General features: G+C 44.9%; 16 protein-coding genes. 1 reads left to right on the forward strand and 15 read right to left on the reverse strand.

Annotated features, from left to right (window positions below; translation table 11 throughout):
• Positions 1-107: 107 nt before the first annotated feature.
• Complete coding sequence (locus ASL11_RS13940; protein WP_056615032.1) at positions 108-1,025, reverse strand: nucleoside hydrolase; 918 nt, start codon at positions 1,023-1,025, stop codon at positions 108-110.
• Between the two features lie 169 nt (positions 1,026-1,194).
• On the opposite strand from ASL11_RS13940, the gene ASL11_RS13945 reads away from it, so the two are divergent.
• Entirely contained in the window at positions 1,195-1,941 is a 747-nt protein-coding gene (locus ASL11_RS13945) for a helix-turn-helix transcriptional regulator (RefSeq protein WP_056615034.1), read from the forward strand.
• 108 nt (positions 1,942-2,049) lie between these two features.
• Here ASL11_RS13945 and ASL11_RS13950 read toward each other — a convergent pair whose 3' ends face one another.
• From ASL11_RS13950 to ASL11_RS14015, 14 genes are all read right to left on the reverse strand, one after another.
• Complete coding sequence (locus ASL11_RS13950; RefSeq protein WP_056615036.1) at positions 2,050-2,958, reverse strand: fumarylacetoacetate hydrolase family protein; 909 nt, start codon at positions 2,956-2,958, stop codon at positions 2,050-2,052.
• 46 nt (positions 2,959-3,004) lie between these two features.
• Positions 3,005-3,778, reverse strand: coding sequence for an SDR family NAD(P)-dependent oxidoreductase (locus ASL11_RS13955; RefSeq protein WP_056615039.1), 774 nt, complete (start codon positions 3,776-3,778; stop codon positions 3,005-3,007).
• 157 nt (positions 3,779-3,935) lie between these two features.
• The gene (locus ASL11_RS13960) at positions 3,936-4,691 is read right to left on the reverse strand and encodes an IclR family transcriptional regulator (RefSeq protein WP_056615041.1); all 756 of its coding nucleotides are present in this window, start codon (positions 4,689-4,691) and stop codon (positions 3,936-3,938) included.
• A gap of 53 nt (positions 4,692-4,744) precedes the next feature.
• Complete coding sequence (locus ASL11_RS13965) at positions 4,745-5,509, reverse strand: MOSC domain-containing protein (RefSeq protein ID WP_235550467.1); 765 nt, start codon at positions 5,507-5,509, stop codon at positions 4,745-4,747.
• 92 nt (positions 5,510-5,601) lie between these two features.
• Entirely contained in the window at positions 5,602-5,958 is a 357-nt protein-coding gene (locus tag ASL11_RS13970; protein ID WP_056615046.1) for a VOC family protein, read from the reverse strand.
• Positions 5,959-6,126: 168 nt separating this feature from the next.
• Positions 6,127-8,169: a MerR family transcriptional regulator gene (locus ASL11_RS13975; RefSeq protein WP_056615048.1), complete on the reverse strand. Its 2,043-nt coding sequence runs from the start codon at positions 8,167-8,169 to the stop codon at positions 6,127-6,129.
• A 159-nt stretch (positions 8,170-8,328) separates the two neighbouring features.
• Positions 8,329-9,543, reverse strand: a complete 1,215-nt coding sequence (gene fdhA, locus ASL11_RS13980) for a formaldehyde dehydrogenase, glutathione-independent (protein WP_056615051.1) — start codon at positions 9,541-9,543, stop codon at positions 8,329-8,331.
• A 234-nt stretch (positions 9,544-9,777) separates the two neighbouring features.
• The gene (locus ASL11_RS13985; RefSeq protein ID WP_082595435.1) at positions 9,778-12,066 is read right to left on the reverse strand and encodes a chondroitinase-B domain-containing protein; all 2,289 of its coding nucleotides are present in this window, start codon (positions 12,064-12,066) and stop codon (positions 9,778-9,780) included.
• Between the two features lie 262 nt (positions 12,067-12,328).
• Positions 12,329-13,390, reverse strand: coding sequence for a beta-galactosidase BglB (gene bglB / locus ASL11_RS13990; RefSeq protein WP_056615058.1), 1,062 nt, complete (start codon positions 13,388-13,390; stop codon positions 12,329-12,331).
• 15 nt (positions 13,391-13,405) lie between these two features.
• Positions 13,406-16,006, reverse strand: coding sequence for a discoidin domain-containing protein (locus ASL11_RS13995; RefSeq protein WP_056615063.1), 2,601 nt, complete (start codon positions 16,004-16,006; stop codon positions 13,406-13,408).
• Between the two features lie 32 nt (positions 16,007-16,038).
• The gene (locus tag ASL11_RS14000; protein ID WP_056615067.1) at positions 16,039-17,052 is read right to left on the reverse strand and encodes a glycoside hydrolase family protein; all 1,014 of its coding nucleotides are present in this window, start codon (positions 17,050-17,052) and stop codon (positions 16,039-16,041) included.
• Positions 17,053-17,085: 33 nt separating this feature from the next.
• Positions 17,086-18,882, reverse strand: coding sequence for an alpha-L-fucosidase (locus ASL11_RS14005; RefSeq protein ID WP_056615069.1), 1,797 nt, complete (start codon positions 18,880-18,882; stop codon positions 17,086-17,088).
• A gap of 31 nt (positions 18,883-18,913) precedes the next feature.
• Positions 18,914-19,864 (reverse strand): aldo/keto reductase family protein, encoded by a 951-nt coding sequence (locus ASL11_RS14010; protein ID WP_056615071.1) that lies wholly within the window; start codon positions 19,862-19,864, stop codon positions 18,914-18,916.
• Positions 19,865-20,060: 196 nt separating this feature from the next.
• Positions 20,061-23,192 (reverse strand): OmpL47-type beta-barrel domain-containing protein, encoded by a 3,132-nt coding sequence (locus tag ASL11_RS14015; protein ID WP_056615074.1) that lies wholly within the window; start codon positions 23,190-23,192, stop codon positions 20,061-20,063.
• Between the last annotated feature and the right edge of the window lie 104 nt (positions 23,193-23,296).

Raw genomic sequence — 23,296 nt, forward strand, 5'->3', positions numbered from 1 at the left:
AGGTGTCATTACAGGTTCTATCCAGTGGGCAGAAATTCCTTTATTGCCAAGCAACACGCCTATCATCGAACTTACGGTAACCCCTTTCAGCCTTGTGCCATCAAAACCTAGATGGAGCCATGTAGCTTCTGGAAAAAATCTCGAAATACAAGATTACGATCAATATAATGAACATATCGAATGAGATGTCGTGATTGATCTTGGCTCCATCTAGCCTCATCGGATACGATCGGACTTGATAGAAGTACACTCGGTGTGTTTCGTTCATTCACCAGATACGCAATCGTTGAAATATCCCAAATTACACGAGAGTAAGCGAAATGATCAGGATGAACTTGTCGGAAAGTCTCGTATAAATACTCACCAATCACACCGGATTCCTTCACAAAATCTTTCATCTCGGATAACGTTGTTTGTAAATGCGAGGCAACGCCCATACATGGAATTAATACGAGTGGCACACCGCTATTCAAAATAATTCGTACCGCAGGAATATCTTGCTCCAAGTTAAATTCCCGCGTATGTTGCCAGTGGAGTGCATGCCCTCCCAACCAAACGACAACGATGTTCTCGATGATACGAGGTTCCATGAGAATGGCGGAAGCCACGTTCGTTATGGCGCCAATGGCGACAACATACAAAGGATCCTCCGGAGAAGAAGCCATTGCACGTTCTACCAAATTGCGGGCTGCATCGCTCTCCACCGGTGTTTCCGGACCTGGTAGATACGTCTCAGACCCTTTGTAAATAGGAATGTCCGTGCGCCCCATCAGATTTACTATTTTGTGCAGCTCGTGATAACTCTTCTCCATGCCATCCTTCGGCCCAGTCGACAGATCGTTAAAGAAAGGTGCTGCATAGAAGGCTTCTACTTGAAGTCTTTCTGGCGATTGCAAGGCATACACAACAGCGAACTGGTCATCAATTTCATTAAATGTATCCGTATCCAACACCATTCTTATCTTGCCGGTTCTTGCATTCAAGCGTTCCATTCGTTGCGATTCCGTTATTATTGGATATTCCATAGGACAACTCCTCACATTTTATATCATGAATTGGCTTACATATTTACTCAACAATCGAGAATATACAGATATTCTACCTAAATTCGTGGTATATTTTTATCATAGATCGGCTTATTTTTTATACGATTCGGCTATCTATGGTATATTTCATGTGGAAGGATCATCTGCGATGAATGGACATTTGGATTTTCTTTTTCGAACAACAAGACCTCAGAATGGGATGATTCATCCTCATAGACACCAGTGCTATGAATTGGTTTATTATATGCAAGGAAGTGGCTCAACTCGAGTTGGAGAGTACACTCACCATTTTCACAATGACACCTTCACGTTAATTAAGCCTCATACTCTGCATGACGAGAAACATGTGACTGACAGCGAAGTTCTATTTGTAGGATTTCAAACGGAGCTTGGCAAATATCCCCTTCGAGAAGGTTTATATCTCGACCAATCGGAGGGAGCGATTCTTGCCTTGCTGCAAAGAATGATCATTGAAATGCAGAATAAACGTTCTTTCTATACGGCTAAGCTGAATCATCTTGTTGGCGAATTAATTATTGAACTCCTCCGTTATGATGAATTCACTACCTCCGAGCCATCTGTTGATAAGGTCATATATGCCAAAAACTACATCGATGAGAATGTCAGTCAGAAAATCAGCGTTGACCTATTAGCAGATTTGGTTGGCTACAGCTATGATCGATTCCGCCATCTATTCAAAGAAGAATACGGTCTTTCACCTATGCAATACGTGATGTCCAAGCGCTTCGAACTGGCCAAACGACTGTTGAAACAAACGGATCTCTCCATATCAACCATTTCTAATGAGAGTGGTTTCTCCAACGATACGCAATTCTGCTCGCTTTTTAAGAAAACGACAGGTCTATCTCCTCGCCAATATCGCATGCAACAATGAACATGAAGGAGCTGCATGAACCCGTCAACAAAAAAAAGACAACCCGCAGGCTGTCTCTTCTCTCACTAAGCGATATTGGTTTATCATACATGTTATCTACGAAATCGGCTATAGCTGCTCATCCACCATGCGATTCGTTAACGCACCTAATTTTTCAATTTCAATCGTAACCACGTCGCCATGTTTCAAATAAACACGCTGATCTACCGGCTTACCAAGCACAACACCCTCAGGCGTTCCTGTCAAAATAATATCACCAGGCGACAACGTCATATGCTGGGAAATATAGCTGACGATTTCATCACAGTGGAAAATCATATCCGATGTATGCGAACTCTGTCTTGTCTCTCCATTTACCGTGCAAGTAATCGTTAACTGATTCGGATCACCGACTTCATCCGCCGTAACCAGATACGGACCAAGTGGACTGAATTTATCACAGGATTTCCCCAGCAGCCATTGTTGTGTACGCATTTGCAAATCACGCGCCGATAAATCATTCACATTGCAATATCCAAACACATGGCTTAATGCCTGCTCCTTGGACACATATTTCGCCTGTTTTCCAATGACGATAACAAGCTCAGCTTCATAATCAACCTGACTTGTGACACGATTCGGAAGCGGAATATCATCGTCAGGTGAGGCAATCGTATTATTGAACTTATTAAACAAAATCGGATACTGAGGAATTGCCGCATTCGTTTCTTCGGCGTGCTTACGATAGTTCAAGCCAACGCAGATGATTTTACCGGGATTGGTAACGCAAGGACCATAACTGACTTGAGATTCATCCAGAAGGTAAGGAGTTCCCGCTGTTGCCCCTTCAAGAACTCTTGCAATATAACGTTCAAGCCCAGGAATCACAGCTTCAGAGTTCGCAATGACGGACATGATATCCGTTGGAATCCCTTCCTCCGGGAACGCTTTCAATGCCATTGTTATATCAAATACATTGTTGTCTAACTTCACACCAAGATGACGACTACCGGAATGATCAATTGTGACTAGTTTCAAAGTTAACATCCTCTCTTTTCAAATAATTGGAAATTGGGTCCTTTATTTACGCATTCTTACCGAACACAACGCCACCATCAACATACAAGGGAGAGCCCATCATGAATTTGGAATCATCGGATGCTAGGAATAAGGCAGCTTGCGCTACATCCTCTGGAGTTCCGAGCTCATTGCTAAGTTGTCTACTTTTCAGAGCGGCAATGGCAGCCTCAGGATCATCATAAGAGGTTTTCAAATAATTCTCAACAAAAGGTGTTAAAATCGTGCCAGGCAACAGGGCATTTACCCGAATTTGGTAGGGGGCATAATCGACCTGCATCGATTTCGTCAACGCCAGTACAGCACCTTTGGTAGCTGCATAGGAAGCACGTCTTGCTAACCCGATCTCCGCAATACAGGAGGACATGTTAATAATGGACCCACTATGCTTTTCCATCATATGGGGAATTACATATTTGGATGGCAAGAAAACGCCGCGAATATTCACACGAATGACACGATCCCACTGGTCTGGCTCAAGCTCATGCAGGGCACCAACACCGCTAATTCCTGCATTATTAAATAGCACATCAATTCGTCCACACGCTTCGATTGCTCGGTCTACCATCGTTTTGACGGAATCTGGATCCGTTACATCGGCTTGCAAGAAGAGCGCTTCTCCACCGTTAGCTTGAATTTCGGAGGCTGTTTCTTCACCTTTGACCGCATCCAAATCATTGACGATCACGTGTGCTCCTTCTTTTCCAAAAAGAAGCGCTGTGCTTCTCCCGATACCTGATCCAGCACCTGTAATCAGAATTACTTTATTCAGTAATCTCACTTGGCTTCACCTCTTAGTTTATTATAGTAAACTCAGTTTATAAAATACCATAGACTAAGTCTATCATCAGCTATCTTTCGCGTCAACGCAAAATAAACCAGATACAACCCGATACCCGCGGGTGTTAACTGGTTTACCTGAAACTTCGTCTTGGTGGCTATAGTGGCACGGTTGCCGATAACGCCTGAGTGAGGATCTGAATCTCTTCCTTAGCTAGCTCTTGTTTCTGCGACCATTGATGTACGGGCATCGAGCAACTTACAGCCGCTATCCACTTACCGTTACGATCAACAACCGGCATAGCCATGCAGCAGAAGCCGAGCACGATCTCCTCTTGATCCACTGCAAAGCCTTGCTTTCTAATCATGCGAAGCTGTTTCAGCAGTTCTTCTCCGCTTTGAACAGTCTTCGGGGTAAAAGCATGATAGCTGCCTTCTTCGTACAAGGCAAGCACCTGTGCATCCTCCAAAGCAGAGAGCAATACTTTTCCCATCGCCGTCGCGTAAGCAAGCAAACGCATGCCAGGCTCAGAGATGAGACGAACTTGCGCTGGTGCCTCTTTTTTGGCCAAATACACAAGCTCACCTTTCTCCAATCTAGCCAACTGAAAGGTTTCGCCGAGTCGCTCCACGGAACGAGTAGCTTTCTCCTCAAATAATTTCACTAGCGACATGCCAGCGAAATATGCGTTGCCAATGACACCGAAAAAGGAGCCGAGCACATAGGTATCCCCTTTTTCTCTGATGACCCAATTCAACGTCTCCATCGTATGTAAAAGCGAAAACATCGTGCTCTTATTAATCCCCGTTGCAATGCTCAAGTCCATCAACCTTAGCCTAGAGGGCTGTTCCGCTACTAACTGGAGAACATCCTGTGCTCTTTCCAGTGCTGGGACCCAATATTTTCTTTCCATGCGCATACCTCACTTAAACTTGACTGTCCATATCCGCTACAAATGATGCTGAATTACAGGAATTTGACCGTATCGCCTAGTCGAATTTGACCTGTTTGAACGACAGAAGCATAGACACCAAACTGCAGGTCAAAGCCTTCGTTTACTTTTTTGAGTACCGAAGGATCCTTATCCAGCGTATCTGGATCTATCGTGATCATCATGAATCGATCACAGAAGCTGTCTACCTGCAATTGTACTTCGCCTATAGCAATCTGTCGACCTATCCATTCTCCTTCGGAGCAGGCATGTTCATCTAACGCGACTACGAAATTGCCACGGAACCGTCGTTGATCCAAGTCCTTGCCGTGCAAACTCTCGAGTTTTCTTAAGCTAGCATCTGTAATAAGAAGAATGCTGGCACCATCAACGGAGAGCAGATGTGGATGCTCTGGATGCTGCTCTTTTAATCGCGACATGGTAAGGGGAGTCTTCGTTTGGGTTTGCATCTCTTTCAATAGTGCGTCATCCCAGCCGAATGTTCGCCCATCAGCAGCTGTTATATGGATATCTCCATTGAGATAATTTGCTTGATAAGTCAACATGCTAGGCATATTTCGTGCCGTAACATATCGCCACCAGCCCGATTTGGATTCATCATAAAAGGCCCCAAACCGATCTCCTAGCATCCCATAGGCTTCAATTTGGCAAGATGTCAACCGCTCACCTGCGAATGACTTAATAGGATACCTATTGATTTCACTTATTTTACCAATGGTTACTTGCACAGGTTGTTCCTCCATCATTCTTATATTCCGCGCACGCAACCATTTTATCATGTCGTACTCCGCAGAGCTAGGACGCCTGACGCAAGCGAAACTCAAGTAAGCATAGTGAGCTTCATATGTATAGAAATCCTCGCATTACCCCCTCAACATTTGCAAACCATCAACAAGTTGCCATCTGGATCTTTAAAATTAAACCAATGTCCATGTTCGATACCTGTGACTATTTCAACATTGCTATCTATCATGAATTGGTAAGCCTTGTGTATATCATCTGTGTTAAAATGGAATGCTGGATTTCTATAAGTAGCATCCACATGATATATTTTACTGTCCAAAATAAGATTTGACCCATTATTATCCAATGGTATACAACAAAGATGGTCAGCGATAATATTAAATGTAGGCTCCAGTCCAAGAATGCCGCAATACCATTCTCTTGCGTCTCTAATGTTACTCACAGGAATAAAAATGCCTCCGACTTTACTTAAAATAACGCTCACATTTTTCACACTCCATCATTATTAACATATTAATTTTTAAGATCTATTGTATCATACTATTTGGTAAAATAAGGGCGTTTTCTCGGTATGGAGCATCGTATCGAACAAAAAAGTCTGCACATGAAAAAAGCCACACAGTTCGTGTGGCTTTCTATATGCCGTCCTTGCTTAAATGCCTAAAAATTTGGCAAGCTTATCGAGCAAACGTTGTTGAGAAGACAACTGTATCGATATCGTGTCAAATCGATTGTCCAGTAATTCTTCATTTGAAGCTACTTGATTGTTAACTGCCTCATCGATTAGCTCATTTAATTTCTGTGTATTGATAGCGTAATTATTACGCATTTCTTGCTCTAATTCTGTGATACTCTCCTTATGTTGCTTGCGCAATTCATAGGTCACTGCATGCATTTCATTTCTGAGATTTTGCTCTAAAACTTCAGTGATCTTGGGTTGAATGGTACAGAGTTCTTGCTCCATCTTCGAGATACTTTCTTGAAGTTGATTCCTTAACTCACTCGTCGTTGCCTGCATGTCGCCCCTGAGATTTTGTTCCAGAGCTTCTGTCAACTTGGGCTGAATCGTAGTGAGCTCTTGGAGCTCCTGTTCCAATCTGGCGATACTTTCTTGAAGTTGATTCCTTAACTCACTCGTCGTTGCCTGCATGTCACCTCTGAGATTCTGTTCCAGGGCTTCTGTCGACTTGGACTGAACAGTAGTGATCTCTTGGAGTTCTTGTTCCAATCTGGCGATACTTTCTTGGAGTTGATTCTCTATCTCACTTGTTGTGGCCTGAATGTCACCTCTGAGATTCTGTTCCAGGGCTTCTGTCGACTTGGACTGAACTGTAGTGATCTCTTGGAGTTCTTGGATTTCTTGCTCCAACGTTGAGACACTTCCTTGAAGCTGCTTCTGTAACTCACTTGCCGATGCCAGTATTTCGTCTCTGAGATTTTGTTCCAAAGCTTCTCTCATCTTGGGCTGAACGGTATAGAACTCTTGGAGTTCTTGTTCCAACGTCGAGACACTTTCTTGAAATTGTTTCTGCAACTCACTTGTCACTGCTTGCATTTCGCCTCTGAGATTATGCTCCAAAGCTTCTCTCATCTTGGGCTGGACCGTATAGAACTCTTGGAGTTCTTGTTCCAACGTCGAGACACTTTCTTGTTGTTGCTTATGCAGCTCATTGGTTGAAGCAAGTATTTCTTCTCTGAGACTTTGCTCCAGAGCTTCTGTCGTCTTGAGCTGAACGGTATTGAGCTCTTGGAGCTCATCTTCTAACTTCGTGAAGCTTTCATGTTGTTGATCTTGCAGCTTCTTCGTTCCTGCAAGCATTTCACCTTTGAGATCGTGCTCCAGCGTTTCTATTATCTTAGGCTGAACGGTATAGAGCACATGCTGTAGTTCATTAACCTGCTCTGAAACACTCTTATATAGTAGGTTGAGTACATCAATGTTAGCGGCAACTTCGTTGCTGTCGTCTTGTTCAATGACCTCAGCTACCTTGTAAGTAAAAATCTTGATGATATTACGCAGCTCTGCAACTTCTTCGGAAATGCCATTAAATTGAAGATTTAAGGATTCAGCTATTTTTGTAAAACGTTCATCCTGATTAGCGTCCTTCGTGACTTCAATCATCTTTTCCATAAAAGTAAGAACAATATTACGAAGTTCTGCGACTTCATTCGTAAGCTCATCGAACAGAACGTTGACGTAATTTTTAGTTGGCGCGACTTGTCTAGCACTTGAAATAGATGATATACCAACCGTTTGACTGTCATCTACTTGTTCGTTTATACGCTTCGGGGTTTTATTGGCTTCTATTTTTTGTGTTAAAAACTGCATCAAGTTACGTAATTCCAAGATTTCATTACTTATATTCGGGTTAACTTTGTTTTCTACAAGTTCTACGTTCATTTCCGGAACAGTCACAGATGAAGGAGTGACAGGGTTCTCTTCACCAATTGGCGTACGAATTCCTTTCTGGCTCAGTTCTTGCAAGTGTTCGTATATCATCTTATGTGATTTATTCGCATCTTTCATTTTTGCAATGATTCGAAAAACTTCAATAGCTTCTTCTGTGTATCTTAAGCTTCCTCCAACAGCGGTGGTCGGAAGAAAATCAGCAAATTGTTTGGACCATTCCACGACTGTTCCTTGCGTTTTTTTGACTAAACGTGCAATCTCATTGACCTTATATGTCCTTTTCATTGGTTAGCGATCATATCCTTTCTTCTTATATCCCGTAGGCTTAGGCATCTATAACAAGGTATTCAGGACCCTATGCAATTGACAATGAAAGCGTCAAATAGTTAGCAACGCAAAGAGGCTGTCCCATATGTAGGACAGCCTCAAATTATAATAATGCAATTACTTTACAAGTCCATGTGGATCAATGACGAACTTCCGAGACACACCACGATCAAATTCTTGATACGCTTGAGGTGCCTCGGCCAAGGAAATGAGAGTCGCATTGACCGCTTTGGCAATCTGTGCTTTGCCACTAAGAATCGCCATCATCAGATCTCGGTTATATTTCATGACGGGTGTCTGTCCGGTAACAAATGTATGTGATTTGGCCCAGCCCAAACCAAAGCGAATTTTCAACGTCCCAATCTTAGAATCTTCATCTACTGCACCAGGGTCACCTGTGACATAAAGTCCCGGAATCCCCAAGCTGCCTCCTGCACGCGTAACTTCCATGATGGAATTGAGCACGGTTGCTGGTGCTTCGCCATGTGCTTTGCCATGACCATGTGCTTCAAAACCTACGCAATCAATCGCTGAATCCACTTCAGGCGATCCCAGAATCTGATCGATTTGCCCGGCTAGATCCGCATTCTCACGCAGGTTAACGGTTTCGCAGCCAAAGCTTTTCGCTTGTGCTAAGCGCTCTGCATTCAGGTCCCCAACAATGACAACTGCAGCTCCCAACAACTGTGCAGAGTGCGCAGCAGCAAGACCTACTGGACCTGCCCCAGCTACGTATACGGTCGAGCCTGGACGAACGCCTGCGCTAACAGCGCCATGATAACCTGTTGGGAAAATATCAGAAAGCATCGTCAAATCTAGAATTTTCTCCATCGCTTTCTCTTTGTCCGGGAATTTCAGCAGCTGAAAATCGGCATAGGGAACCATCACATATTCGGATTGTCCGCCAACCCATCCACCCATATCTACATAGCCATAGGCAGAGCCTGGACGATCTGGATTTACATTCAAGCAAACATTCGTATTCCGCTCTCTACAGCTACGGCATCGACCACAGGCAATATTAAAAGGTACGGAAACGAGGTCTCCCTTTTTAATAAACTCGACATCACGACCTACTTCAATGACTTCCCCCGTAATTTCATGACCTAGAATAAGCCCTGAGGGTGCGGTTGTACGACCCCTTACCATATGTTGATCACTACCGCAAATGTTGGTCGTTACAACTTTAAGAATAACACCATGCTCACATTTTCTACCGATATTTAATGGATTAACGCCTGGTCCATCTTTTAATACTAATTCTGGATAATCGGTGTCACGAATTTCGACACTTCCTGGTTTGCTGTAAACAACTGCTTTATTTCCTGCCATCTTCTCTTCTTCCCCTCACACAGTTATTATGCTGAGTTAGTCCCATTCATAAACAGTGTCTAAGATCGTAAAAGCTCGGAAGTAACGCAAACACAAGAATACTATTCTCCTTTCACACCTATTATCCTGCCTGTACACCATGAAAATGATAACGATTACAAAATAAATCAAGAACGCACAGCCAAGCTGTTGCGCTCTTGATTTATAATCATCTCTATACGAACGATACCTTACTTATGGTGCATTAGGTCCAACCTCTGTTGCTACCAGTGGATGTTTCCCAAAGGATGTGCTTGAAGAGCGTTCATCCGCTCCAACGTCATTAGAAGAACGTGTTTCTCCATCCATATCCTCTGTCACATACGTATAGCTTCCTACTGCTGCATTGATCGCCGGACTTGTGGATGACAACTTTTGCAAACCGTTTACCGTCGTGAGTAATGGGTTTGTTGCCCAGATTTGCGCAGTTGTCCTCGAAGCATTGTTGCTTACAGTGCTGCCGTTTCCTATGTTCCCCTCAAATACCGTGTTGGTGGTGCCAACTTCATAATACAGAGTCCCTGTGGAATTTTTTACGATATTATTAGCTACCCTGCTGTCTTGTGGAGCTAAGGGTTTACCAGAACCTACGATGATCCCCGTCGTGCTGTTCACAATCGTATTGTTGACGACTTGTGCTCGGTAAATTTTCCATTGTGCTTTCAAATCATCCGCTGATGGGTTGGACGGATAGCCACTTGTACCACCATCATAATCCGCATTATCAAGAATGATCGCGTTGGCTGTTAGATTTTCCATGTAATTGTTGTAAATTTTATGATCATTCCCATAAATACGAATGCCCGCTTGTTCTGATTCTACACCATCACCCAGGAAATAATTGCCGTAAAAGGAGTTGCTATGCCCATGTCTTGACGTGAGTCCACCCTTGGACGTCTTGAAGGTATTATAGCGAACCGTATTATTACTGCTTTTCACAGAAACGATTTCGGGTTCGCCATCGCAATTCTCAAACAGATTGTACTGGATCGTATTATACCCATTGGACAAGGAAATTCCGGATAAACCAAGACGGATTGTTTCTTTGCCATTCGCGACCCATGGACCCACATCATGAAAATAATTATATTCAATAATGTCGTACTGAGAAATGTTTCCGTTACCGTCACCTTGATAGGCAATAAGCGGATCCGTGTCGCTCTTCGGACCAAAATCATTATGGTCAATGCGATTATGATGACTATTGACGCCACTAACCTGCAGCCAGATCAGTGTTCCTCCAGTTGCTTGTAAAGCGAATCGATTTCGAGTCACTCGAATGTTATTAGAAGCATCTAAAAGGAGTGCTGTATTTCCTAAGTTTGTGAACTTCAATCCCTCGATTACGACATTAGACGAATTCTGAATTTGAAGTGAAGCACCGCCGGAAATGATTGCCTGACCTGAATTAGCTGCTTTAATCGTAATGGGGTTGCTCGCTGTGCCATTTTTGTTGCTTAGGACAAAAGGTCCTGTTTGCGAATAAGTCCCATTGGCTAGCACGATGGTCGTACCTGCACTTGCATTGCTTAAGGCAGTTGCTAACTGTGCGGAAGTGGAAACAGAAACACCCGGTATTACTGGGGCTTCACCGTAAATCTCCACCTCGGTATAACTGTTCCATAAGTTTGCGGAGTTGCCATGCCCAACAATTCGTACATAGCGAGCTGACGCTACATCCGTGAAGTCGAAAGTTTGTAAGCTTGTATTCAAACTACTCGTCACATTCGCCTGAACCGTCGTGAAATTCACATTATCCGTGGACGTTTGAATATCGAACGTGGAGGTTCTCGTATCCCCGCTTACAAAGGCCATTTTGATATAGGCAACCCTGACGTTTGAGCCTAAATCGTACTTGATCCATTGACCGTTGCCACTAGCTGACCAGCGAGTGGTTAAGTTGCCATCCACTGTGTTAGCAGGCACGTTGCCATCATCCGCGCTTGCAGTTACGGAAGCCCCAGCGATAGCAAATTTCGTATCTACGGAAGCGCTTGCAGAATTGTCACCGTAAATTTCTACCTCGGTATAACTATTCCATAAGTTCGCAGAGTTGCCATGTCCGACAATCCGCACATAACGGGCCGGGTCTACATCAGGGAAATCAAAGGTCTGCAAACTTGTATTTAAGCTGCTCGTCACATTCGCCTGAGCCGTCGTAAACGTAACATTGTCTGTCGATGTTTGAATATCAAAATTCGAGGTTCTCGTATCCCCACTAATAAAAGCGATTTTAATGAAAGATACTTTTTTCACTGCGCCCAGATCATATTTAATCCACTGCCCATCTCCGCTTGCTGACCAACGTGTCGTTAAGTTGCCATCCACCGTATTGGCAGGCACATTCCCATCATCGCTGCTTGCCGTTACCCCAGATGCCGCGACCGTCAGTTTCGCGTCTGCCGCATAACCAACGAAAGGAATCATGGTAAGAAACAAACTAATTAATAACATAACAATACCTACTTTTTTACCTTTTCGCATAAATACATCCTCCCTTAATTTTCATTTAAACTCTTGCATCCTATCTAATCTTTGAACTCCTTTCATTCAAGTCGAGTGCGTACACTCTCCTCCAATTTAATACAACTCACTGAAAATAAGCATCATCATAATCGTGAATGCATCCTCAAAATCGAAACTGATTACCCTCATTACCTAAACTCGCTATTCAAATATGGATATCTATGGCATATAAAGAAGCCCATGCTCACTTGCATGGACTTCCGAGAGAGATTCGTTTGATTTATTTACATGCTTCCACCATGAGCATCAATGCCATGGACTGCCCATACGGCATCGGACATTGTTTGATGTTGCGGTAATAATCAAGGTTATCCTTTAAGCCTGTACCGTAAGAAACGCCATGGACAATTCCTTCATCATCAATTTTGCTCATGACTCCTTCCAGTGCTTTCAGTCCCACAGCGCGATAACGCTCATCAATAAAACCTTTTCGCACTGCCTTCAAGATGCCATAGGCGAATGCTGAAGAAGCCGAAGTTTCCAAATACGAATCAGGCTGATCCAATAATGTATGCCATAGGCCGCTTTCATGCTGAAGTGCGGCAAGTGCTCTCACCTGTCGTTCGAGCGACGAGATCAGGAACTGACTTACCCCCGCTGGTAGAGGAGCGATATCCAGATAATCGACCAGTCCTGCTGTATACCAAGAATTTCCACGTGCCCATAAGGCTTGCGCATAATGATGATGCCCGAGAAATGTCCACCCGTGAAAGAATAGTCCTGTCTTCACATCCGATAAATATTTGAGATGGACTAAGAACTGTCTGATACTCTCTTGGAAATAGGCATCATCTTGTAACAGGACACCCATACGTGCAACGAACAAAACGGTCATATACAACGTATCATCCCACAATTGTCCCTCGTTCAGATTCCGGGTAACACAATGTTGAAGCCCGCCTTCGTCCGTCCTAGGCATGTCTTCCATGACATAGGTGACCCATTCTTTGCAAAGCGCCACATAAGTCGGATTCCCTGTTTCCTCAGCCAAATAGCTTAACGTCAGCATTGGGCACATCGTGTTTACGTTCTTGTCTGGTAAACCTTCAGCGATCCGCTTGTCAAACCATTGAATGAGCTCATTTCTAATCGTCAAGTTGCCTGTCTCCTTATAATAGGAGTACAAAGCAAACAATCCAACGCCCTGAGGCCACTCCCAATTGTCCATCGAAACAATGCCAATCGCAACATTTTCTTGAAAGGCTGGTTTTAAACTTTTCATTTGTCGTATAAGCTTCGTGATGATGTATTCATACTTTTCAATCGTTGCAGCGTTGGACATAACTTAGTTCACTCCTTATGTGAGATTAGGTTGTAAGAGACGGTCCTGTAACTGTTGCATATAAAGACTGCGGGGTTCCACATGGCTTCCAAAGCTTTCCCAGTAGGCTTCCTTGCGAAGACGTTGATCGTAGGGACTTGGGAGGAGTGGCTTGCCTTGACTTCCGACGTGTCCGATCGCATAATTTTGAGCGGTTGGAGGCTGTTGGGAGAGCAACTCATTCGATGTATTCCAAGTAACATAGTTGGCCCCAGACCATCCATGGCCGCTCCCTAACCACCCTCGATCCTGAATATGGATGCGTCCCTTTACATTGTCATAGAGACAGCCCACTGACCACCGATGATGAGGTTCACTCGAGTTGTAATCCTTTTGTGACTCGCAATCGAGAAATACATTTGGTCCTGCAACGCGCGCATCAACTGCAAATGCATGTCTTGCGGTTTCTGTATAAGCTCGCTGAACAAGCGTTAACTCACCCATGAGATGAAACGGGTACCGACGGCCTCCTGTAATCACGCTGATAAATGCGAATGCCGAGCAATCCTGAATAGTAATCCATTTCGTATCGCGCCCAACCTGCACTAATGCGTGTTGGAAATGGAAGCCAACCACATTGCGTACCCATGCGTTTATGACATGATCCAGGTAGATACAATTAATTGCATGCTGCTCATCAGCCATGTAGGTTGCAGTGCCCTCATTGCCATCAATTCTCGTGTCACAGATACCTGGATCATACGAAACAACCACTCGCAAATCCTCGATACCGATCTGTTCAATACGGCCTTCATCCTCGTATTTCATAAGAGCCCCGCCACCCCAGCGGCTTTCAATCGCATTCGCGATAGGAGCGTCAAGTGTAATGCAATTGCCGACCATATGGGTGATGACTCTGTCGAACTCCAGTTGGAACGGAGGCCATTGAACGGTTCCACCTGTAACTGGTCTCATCCGAATCGCATCCATGCCAATAGCATGAATCCAGCGTTCATTTCCGTATCGAAGCACCTTGACGGTGTCGCCTACACGATAACAAGAAGCATCCTGCACATGGATCGTACGTGCACCTGATGGTACATACAGATCACTAATGGAGGTTAGTGTATCCGGTAATAGGTTAGGAGATGCTTCCCCTCTAATTTCAATGAGATCCCGCTGTTTCGTCCCTGTCGCATATAACAAGGTGCCGCCATCTTCGTGGCCCTCACCGCGTAATACAATACCGCTTGCTATAATTTGCAATGTACCTTCAATAGGGTAGACGCCCTTCTTTAGTAGAATAGTGCCCCGAAACCCTGACAAAGATCTAGGTAATGCAGCTACCTGATCAATCGCGTCCTGAATGTGCGTCGTATTATCTCCATCCACGGGTTCAAGTGAAATAACGGGTGCAATTTCAGGGATCACTACGCCGCCTCCACCATAGCCGCAATTGGAGAAATCGATGATCTGATTCCCCTTGAAATCAGGCACATAAGCCAATTTCCCATTCTCGCCTATATGAACGATGCGACTTTGCCCTTCCAACGGAATCAGCGGATTCTGGACTGTAAAATAAAAGGCATCAAAGTAAGTGCGTCCACCTTCTACTTCAATCTCTATGTTTATCCGGTATTGCCCGGCCTCCCTCACTTCGCCAGGAAATGTAAATATTGCTGCCTCGCCCGCTGCAAATTTCGTTGCTGGATGTGTCCACATCTGCTGATCAGCAGATACATTCACTAAGGTTACTTGCACAGTCATCGCATCAGTCGTTCGCACATGCAATGCTGGAAATGGGCTGTCCATATCCAAGAAAGCTGGCTGCCCCGTCTCGCAGACTAAGGAAGGATGTTCCAACGAAAGATCGACCACCCACTCTGTTGAATCAAAAACATCGACGAAGAAACTAGATTCTTTGGTCACACCATCTAAATTTACAACAGCTAGAAATTGGGTGATACCTGATTGATGACTGGTCAGTTTGCCGTTTTCATTTACCGACATCACATTTTCGTTGCTACTGCTAAATGTGACCTCCGCTTTCGTCAAATCGGCGTCCGAACCGTCTGTCAGAATCCCTCTCACTACCAGTTCCGCTTGGTTGTTCACTTGCATTGCTAACGTATCGTCTTGACCGTAATTCATGCCTCCAACAGTGAGAACGAGGTGATCTAACAAGGGACCCGACGGAATGGAAGACTGTTCATATATGCCGAAATCGATGAGTTGAACATCCCGTTCAGGATCAAATAGCATCACATCCAGTGATACATAACGTCCGATAACTCTCGGGAAAACAGCTATTTCTTCCGTTCGAATTCCGCCTACAGCTGTCTGCCGACTATACGCATCCTGCCAAGCTACTCCGTCATGAGAATAACGGATACGGTAGCTACTTATGAAGCCTGACGCCAGCTTTAATTGGATTTTATTGAACGAGAAATTTCGGCCAAGATCAACCGTTAACCAGACGAGGTTATCATCCTTCTGATCAGAACCTAATGGATGCCAATAGGTACTTTCGGAACCATCTACCGCTTGATTGCCAGCGCCATTCGCACTTTCTGAACTACATATTACCGCGCATGCTAGTGCGAGATTGGCTTCGCGCACAGCTTCCGTTCTAGACATCACGCCTCAACCTCCTTACGTTGATCCAGTTGTTATTCATCTTGGCCTATCGGAATGACCATATTCCACGTCTGCGTCGCATCATGAAAGCCCTTGGTTCCATCCGATGTAGCTGCGAACAGATGCGTTGGCTTCCCATCCTGAAAGAATAGAAAAGGTCGCTCCAAATTGCCCATTGTACGTGTGACCCCATTATCCCAACTCACATTTCGGGAATAGGCGAGTGAGGGATGGATTCGCCAATTCATGCCATCCGTCGAAGATGCGTGTACGCCGCCATACTTTTCACCACACAAATTGCCGTCCATGTCTTTCGCTATTAATTCATATCCGTCCTCTGTTCGCCAAATGAAAGGGTCTTCCAGATGAACGTCTGGCGGGAATAGCGGTTCTTCACTCATCACCAGATAAGGACCCTCATAATGTGGCGCACGCGCAACGCCAAACGTCATCTTCCCATGGCCATGACCTTCATATTGTCTAGCTTTGTAAATTAATAACACAGAACCGTCTTCCTCTACACATGGTGCAGGATTGGACGTTAAGAAGCTGTCGAACTTCCCTGGCCTTGTAGATACAATAGGGACATCGCGTCTCTCCCATGGTCCGTTAACACTGTTTGCTACCGCTAATCCAATGCGCTTGTTCGCTCGCGCTACAATACATCGCGGATCTTGGAGGTCATATCCATCACCAGCAATTGGATCAGGAAAAGGATGTGTTGACCCCATATAGAACAATAAATACTTGTCTTTATGCTTAACGATATGCGGATTATGTGTACTGCGGCCATCCCAATATTCGGCTCCACGAGCAGGTAGGACTACCTCCTGAAACGTAAAGGGTCCTTCGGGCTGATCGGCAACAGCACGTACAATTTCCGACTGGACAAGCCACCCTGGATGCATCGGAAGTGACTTCGGCCATCTCGAGGCAAATATGTGAAATCTGCCATCTTCGGCTTGAACTACGGATCCGCACCAGACCCAGTAATCTTCCATTTGGAAGCCCCCGTTCACAGGTGCAGGCATGAAATTGTAAAGCATACTATCGCTCTCCTTCTATTGTTTATTCGTCATCTAGACACTCATTAATCTAATTTCTTTTAAGTTCATTAATACAGCACCGCAAATAGCTTGAGGCCGGACAGTCAGTGTATATTCACCTAAATTTTCAAAATAAAATGGCCCTATCTCAAAGTTCTGGAATTCGTATTCCCCACCTGTTTGCATGACGCTAGCAACTAACTTATTGTCACCCGCTGCAATCTCGAAGATGCCTCCAACGGATGAATCACCTGCCCCATACACAGCAGCAACCCGATATGCGCCACCCTTTATCACGCGAAACTCCCATGAGATTGAGTCTTGCATGGAAGACCAGTTTTTAAGATTGTCTCTCCCTTTTTTCCCCGTATCATAACGAATTGTCTGTCCGGTTAGTTCACCATCAAATACCCCGAATACATGAGACACACCATTGGCAACTACCACTTGTTTCGGATTTGAAGCTATTTCTCCTTGGAATTCCACAGCTACTACAGTACAGATTGGATCAAGAGCTTCACTAGGCAGGTGGAGGATATGATCACCAGAATCATTCAACAATTGATGGGGTAAGTTTCGTTTCGACGAATCTCCCAACAGGTAACACTTCTGAATTGGATCAAGCAAACCAGGCAGCAATAGCTCCCCGCGAGCAGGCCAAACCCAAACGTGCAGATATAACGTATTTCCTTTCAACGTACAGCGGCCCCATGGTGTTCTACCGATCGGACTTCCTTGAGAGCCATATATGCTTTCACCATTCACCTTTAACCAAGTGCCGATGACGCCAAGTAATTCGATTGATTTCGCGTCAATCTCTCCATCCCCCGTTGGCCCTACATTGATGACATAATTCCCACCCATACTAACGACATGGATCATATCATGGAGAATATCTTCGGAACTTCGCCACTGTTGGTCGGTTTGGTTATAGCCCCACGAATGATTTAACGTTGCGATCGATTCCCAGTCTCTCCTTGGTGTTCGCATATGGCGTTGATTATCACCTGTGTTCTCATAATCGCCGAATCCCTCACGACGAACCCGGCGATTGACTAAACAGCCTGGTTGCACGTCATGGACCAAATCCACAAATTGCTTACCCTGTTCATCCGTAATTTTATGTCCACAATCAAACCAAAGAATGCCGATAGGGCCATACTGTGTTAGAAGTTCCTTCACTTGGGGGAAGGCTTTTTCTTGTAAGTATCGCTCATAACGGGTGCTTTTGTTATCATCCTTCTCCCAGGTGTGGAGCGCATCATAAGCGCCAATATTAGCTGGATAATCCAATGTGTTTCCTTGGGAATCTGGATGATGCCAATCCATTGCATGCGAGTAGTATAAGCAAAGAGTCATATCTTCGCGCTGACAAGCAGCCGCTAATTCCGCCACCGGATCTCTGCCAAAAGGAGTTGCTTTAACAATCGAATAATCGCTGACTTGCGAATCGTACATGGCGAAACCTTCATGATGCTTAGCTGTAAAAATCATATATTTCAACCCAGCATCCTTCGCAGCCCGAACCCACACAGTCGCATCAAATTGTGAAGCATGAAAATGATCGGCTATCTGCTCGTATTCGTGAATCGGAATTTGAGCCCTCAGCTGCAAATGCTCCGCGTAAGCTGCATTGACGGGATCACCTTTCCAAACACCCCCGGGCAATGAATATAATCCCCAGTGAATGAACATGCCTACTTTTGCTTCGCGCCACCACGCTATTCGCTGCTCGCGCTGTTCATCTGCCAGCACCTCTTCCTCTTGGAAACGAATCTGTTGTAGATTATTCGCTTCTGCATTATCCATGAGATGATCCTTCGTCGACATGGTAGTTCCCCCCCCCCTTTTCTGCAACAGCCTAAGCCTGTAATATCGTTTCAATCTCCAATAAATCCGTTTCGGATAGCTTGACCCCCGACGCCCTAACATTCTCTTCCACTTGTTGGGGGCGTGAAGCACCTATAATACAGCTAGCAACATTGTCGAGGCGGAGAATCCATGCCAATGCTAGCTGTGCCACACTTAATTCATTTCGCTCTGCGATGGGTATTAGCTTCTCCACCTTACCTAACTGCTCATCCTTCATCAGTTGAAAAATAGCGCCATTCTGCTCAGGATCTGCTGCCCTTGAATCGCTTGGGAACGGCATTCCCGGTTTATATTTACCTGTCAATATCCCTTGAGCTAGCGGAGAAAATACAATCTGCCCGATCCCTTCCCTTGCACTTAAGGGGACAATTTCCTTTTCGATGCCGCGCCGAAACATATGATATTGGGGTTGGTTTGAGATAATTGGATGTAATCGCAGCGCCTTAGCCATATAAACGGCATCTAGCAGTTGCTCAGCTTTCCACATGCTGACACCTGTATAAAGTACTTTCCCTTGCTTAATCAGATCATCCAACGCACATAGTGTCTCTTCCAGCGGAGTATCCGTGTCGTACCTATGACACTGATACAGGTCAATGTAATCCACGCCGAGTCTTTGCAAGCTGGCATCGCATTGCTCCCTAATATGTTTACGGGACAATCCGCGGTCATTAGGTCCGTCACCCATGGGCACACACACCTTGGTTGCTAGCACGTAGGAATCCCTTGGATACTTGGACAGTGCCCTGCCCATTACACGTTCTGCCTCTCCTTTGTGGTACACGTTCGCTGTATCAAACAGATTTATGCCCAACTCGTAGGCTTTATCAATAATCGATTCCGATTGTTTGGCATCGATCGCTCCACCATAGGTTAGCCAACTGCCTAAACTGAGTTCACTTACTTTTAGACCACTGTTGCCTAATCGTCTATACTGCATGCTAGGACCTCCTTATCAGAAATTGCCAAAGAAAGTGTGAATACTCGACCTTCGATTCGATGTTACTCTCCCTGTTCCCCTTTGTCATTGTTCATACTTATACCCCTATGTCTTTTTTTATGATGGAGCGCTGTTTATGACACAAAGAACCGCCTAGGTCGTACACCCGGACGGTTCTTGTTCGGTATCTTTAAGTCTAATTCTGTAAAGCTCTTAACCAATCCAGCAATTGGGCTGCCGTTGTTTCCTCGATGAATTTGCCTTTTTGTGCTTGAATAAGTGCTTGTAGTGCATTTAGCTTAGGATTGAGCTCTTGTTTGGAAGCCCTCTGAATCAGGTTTACGAGGGACATTAAGCCTCTGTAGATGCCTTCGTTTTTGATCCACCCCTTTTGTTTCGCAACAGCTAAGACTTCGTCCAAGTGATCTACATCCATATGAACTTGCAGATCATAGTGCTGCGTTGTTGTATTGCCAGCTCGATCTGTCGCTGTAACAGAAACCAAGTGGTTCCCCAGTGTAAGTGACATCGGTTCAATGACATACGGTGAATCAATCGGTTTGCCGTCCAGTTGAATCGTTTGATTGGCAACGCCACTTAGGGCATCCGTAATGCCAAAGTCCAAGTGAATGGTGTCTGTTACGTAAACAGCCATGGAAACTGATGTGGTGATACGAGGACCACTTCGATCCAATTGAAGCATGACGGACTTCGGAGATTCCTCGTTCCCTGCTCCATCAACGCTATAATACCTGAGCTCCGTCGTACCTTCGCTATCAATCTGAATGGTAGTTCCTTCTGTGAAGGTACTACCGTTCACACTGTAATACGTATTTACAACGCCACTTCCTCCATCCGTAGCAGTGAGATGAATCGTTTGTGTATCCTTGTGCCATCCGCTTCCCACATCATCTGACGTGGCTGGCGCGGTCACATCCGAATCTCCGCCAATATAAATCTCATTGATATTGTTCCACGTATCTTTGGAATTGCCTTTCCCGTTGTATTTGACATATCGCGCATTTTCTTTCCCGAACTGAAAAATCTCTAATCCTGCAGTCTTGCCACTGCTTTTCCCGCTATACACAGTCTTCCAGCTGACGCCATCTTCCGATACCTGCAAATCAAAGTTATACTTGTCGACATCCCCTTTCAGGAATGCAAGAAGTACAGAACGTACAGGTTTCACTACACCTAGATCGAATTGAATCCAATGCGTAATCCCCTTTGCCGCATAACGGGTAGTCAAATCACCATCGATGGCACTCGCAGGCGGGAAGCTCGCATGATAACCTGCGCTAGCCGACACAGCTTGAATGGGATAAGTAATGAAACGATCCGGCACCTCACCGTAAATAGGGTAACCCGTCAGCTGCACCTCATATTTAGCTTGCAAATAGGGATCTTGTCGATCCTTCACGGTAACGACAGCTGTTCCGAACAACTGCTGCGGCTGCGCAATCTCCACAATATGATCGCTCACAGCGCTGATTGTTGGTATAACTTTCGTACCCAACGGCAGAGCTACGGCATAGGTATACGTCGAAGGTGAGAAACTGGCGATCGATACACCGTTGACTTGAATATCCGTTAATTTTGGCAATAATGATTCAATTGGCGGTGTAGGGCTCTTAGACAAAACGAGCTTATCCAGCCGGGCACTGTTTCCTTGCGATTTTATGTTAACCTCATGAAATCCATCTGTTAATGAAAAAGGCAGTTCGGCCGTCGTCCATCCCCAAGTCGATCCCACAGCTACAGGTAAATGAACTTCAGTCCCTTCATCCACGGATACCTGGAGGCTTCCTTCAGCTGCACCACTTGAGGAGCCTAACACATGTAGGTACACACTGCCGCCATGCGTGACATTCAAATCATAGGTTAATGAGGCTGCCCCCTCTTCAGGAGATTGCATGAAAGCGCCTTTGGAGCATGTGTCACAAGCCCCTCTTATAAAATAACCCGTCCTGCTCGCGTAACTTTCCGCTTCCCACGTTGGAGATAAATCTGCATCAACCTGACGAGTCCAGCTCGTATGGTCTTTCACCCACATAATACGGGCAAAGTAGATGGGACTGGTCAATACCGTGCTCATATAGTACGGATTTGCAAGCAATTTATATACGGTTGAATCCGTCGTGTAAGGTGAAATATGCAGATATTCACTCCAGAGATTTGTCAATGTACAGCTTGTTGGAAGTCCATCCACTTTACAATAGAAATTACCTGTGCCAGTTGAGATTACATATCGAATCGTATTGGCGAGCTTGATTAATGTGTCTTGCGTAACGCCATATTTCCCACGATCGTATGCCCTCGTCATGCCCATAATATCATTTGCTGCGTGAACGCCATCCGCATCTTCGACTTTGCCGAAGTAGTCAGCCACATACCACCATTTATACACATCGTGGCCTTGCACTTGATAGGGCTGTAAGGAAGCCGTAAACCAATCGATCGACGCTTGGACAATGCGGTCATAGAGGTCTACTCTAGTTGGATCGTCCGCTAACAGCTCGTGACATTCCGCCAAACGCATAAAACCGTTATTGATCATCATTTGCTGATTCCAAGGAATAGCGGAATTAGGTGCTCCACTTCCTGTGGTACTCCACCGTGTATCGTTCGGCCAATATTGACGCAATGTATCTGGCTTTACGAAATTCGGGATCATATACGTATCCATGGATTTATCTAACTCGGTAATGTATGATTTCGCGCGCTGCAAATAGGTCTCACCGTATAGCAAGCCATTGCCATAAGGAACAACTTTATTCCACAATGACTTGTTTTGAAGAATCAGTTTCGCACTGTATGCAATATGTCCGATCACATCGCCATTCTCGCTGCCTGAATAACCATCAATGAGCAAGCCATCACTATTAACTTCGCCAACCTTTTTGTTTGGCCATGCCAGCTCCCTGTTTCCATTCCATAAAACACGGCCGGTAACTGGATTATTCCTAGCAGAAAGCATATTCTCGCTAAATGAAATCATCCGATCGAGTATAGCTTGATCTCCACTAATTTCGTACATATAGCCCATTGCTTCTACATTCTGACCGCTAGGACCATAGACGAAATCATTGCCTATATTACTAACCGGCAGACCGACAGAAGTAGATAAGATATATTGCTTAAATGAATTAATCTCCTCTTGTGTGACAGGACCGTCTAGGCTGCTAACCACCATAGGCGCCCCTGTGGCAGCAGATGTGTTTGGCGTTAAAGGAGCCCATATTCCCGAGCAACTTAGCGTAATCGCCAAGCATGAGACCAGTAATTTACGCCATCCTTTTGTCATCTTCGCTGGATTTGCAGCTAACATTATGTACCCTCCTTATTTTTGCGATTTATTGTAATCGCTTTCATCATTTATCATAGTTTTTGTGTCACTTGCTCGCATACTAGTTTTTTAAGCACCTATTCAAC

Origin of the sequence: Paenibacillus sp. Soil750 (genome assembly GCF_001428045.1) — a bacterium.
GTDB lineage: Bacteria > Bacillota > Bacilli > Paenibacillales > NBRC-103111 > Paenibacillus_E > Paenibacillus_E allorhizoplanae.

Excerpts from the sequence above, each read along its gene's own strand:
- ASL11_RS13940 (WP_056615032.1), bottom strand. The coding sequence starts at position 1,025 with ATGGAATATCCAATAATAACGGAATCGCAACGAATGGAACGCTTGAAT.
- ASL11_RS13945 (WP_056615034.1), top strand. The coding sequence starts at position 1,195 with ATGAATGGACATTTGGATTTTCTTTTTCGAACAACAAGACCTCAGAAT.
- ASL11_RS13960 (WP_056615041.1), bottom strand. The coding sequence starts at position 4,691 with ATGGAAAGAAAATATTGGGTCCCAGCACTGGAAAGAGCACAGGATGTT.
- ASL11_RS13965 (WP_235550467.1), bottom strand. The coding sequence starts at position 5,509 with ATGATAAAATGGTTGCGTGCGCGGAATATAAGAATGATGGAGGAACAA.
- ASL11_RS13975 (WP_056615048.1), bottom strand. The coding sequence starts at position 8,169 with ATGAAAAGGACATATAAGGTCAATGAGATTGCACGTTTAGTCAAAAAA.
- fdhA (WP_056615051.1), bottom strand. The coding sequence starts at position 9,543 with ATGGCAGGAAATAAAGCAGTTGTTTACAGCAAACCAGGAAGTGTCGAA.
- ASL11_RS13985 (WP_082595435.1), bottom strand. The coding sequence starts at position 12,066 with ATGCGAAAAGGTAAAAAAGTAGGTATTGTTATGTTATTAATTAGTTTG.
- bglB (WP_056615058.1), bottom strand. The coding sequence starts at position 13,390 with ATGTCCAACGCTGCAACGATTGAAAAGTATGAATACATCATCACGAAG.
- ASL11_RS13995 (WP_056615063.1), bottom strand. The coding sequence starts at position 16,006 with ATGTCTAGAACGGAAGCTGTGCGCGAAGCCAATCTCGCACTAGCATGC.
- ASL11_RS14000 (WP_056615067.1), bottom strand. The coding sequence starts at position 17,052 with ATGCTTTACAATTTCATGCCTGCACCTGTGAACGGGGGCTTCCAAATG.
- ASL11_RS14005 (WP_056615069.1), bottom strand. The coding sequence starts at position 18,882 with ATGTCGACGAAGGATCATCTCATGGATAATGCAGAAGCGAATAATCTA.
- ASL11_RS14010 (WP_056615071.1), bottom strand. The coding sequence starts at position 19,864 with ATGCAGTATAGACGATTAGGCAACAGTGGTCTAAAAGTAAGTGAACTC.
- ASL11_RS14015 (WP_056615074.1), bottom strand. The coding sequence starts at position 23,192 with ATGTTAGCTGCAAATCCAGCGAAGATGACAAAAGGATGGCGTAAATTA.